This is a genomic window from Paucibacter sp. XJ19-41 (genome assembly GCF_028462495.1).
Taxonomy (GTDB): domain Bacteria; phylum Pseudomonadota; class Gammaproteobacteria; order Burkholderiales; family Burkholderiaceae_C; genus Roseateles_E.
The window spans coordinates 1-637 of the sequence record NZ_JAQOWX010000148.1; the positions used below are offsets into that span (position 1 = coordinate 1).

The 637-nt window shown below is 76.0% G+C and carries 1 pseudogene; it reads right to left on the reverse strand.

Annotated features, from left to right (window positions below):
• Positions 1-637: pseudogene (gene bchD / locus PO768_RS25395) on the reverse strand (magnesium chelatase subunit D); the annotation flags it as partial.

The window sequence follows — 637 nt, forward strand, 5'->3', positions numbered from 1 at the left end:
GGCCGCCGCCGCGCAGGCCGCGCGCCAGGCCTGCCAGGGCGGGCGCAGCGACACCAGGCCCAGCGCGGCGGCGGTGCCGCACAGGGCCTGGACGGTGGCTTCGTCGTAAGCGATATGGGCCAGGCGCTGCCGCGCCGCAGCGAGATCGAAAGGCAACAAGAGCTGACGCTCGGCAGGCGAGTCGAAGACCGCGCCCAGCTCCGGCGCAGCCGGGCTGGCGATCAGCGCCAGCCGCTCCAGCAGGCTGGCCGGCACTTGCTCCTCGGTCGACTGCCCTTCATCGAGCGCCACGATGCAGAAGCGAGAGGCGCCCTGCTGCTCCAGCACCGATGCCAGCTTGGCCGCCAGGCCGGCGTCGCAGCGCTCGGCCATAGCCAGCAGCAGCACGCCGCCATCGGCCTCGGCCAGCAAGCCAGCCTGCGCCACCGGCCGGCCGGCCGCCAGGCTCAGGCCGAGGTCCAGGCCACCGAGCAGGCGCTCGTCATCGATCTGCAGCGGCAGGCGCCGCCACGGCGCTTCGGGCGGCAGCAAGCGGCGCAGGCTGGCGAGCAGCGCATCACGGGCCGGGCCGGCGGGGCCGCGCAGACACAGGCCGCCCAGCCCTTGCGGGTCGACGGCCCGCAGGCCGCTGGCCGGC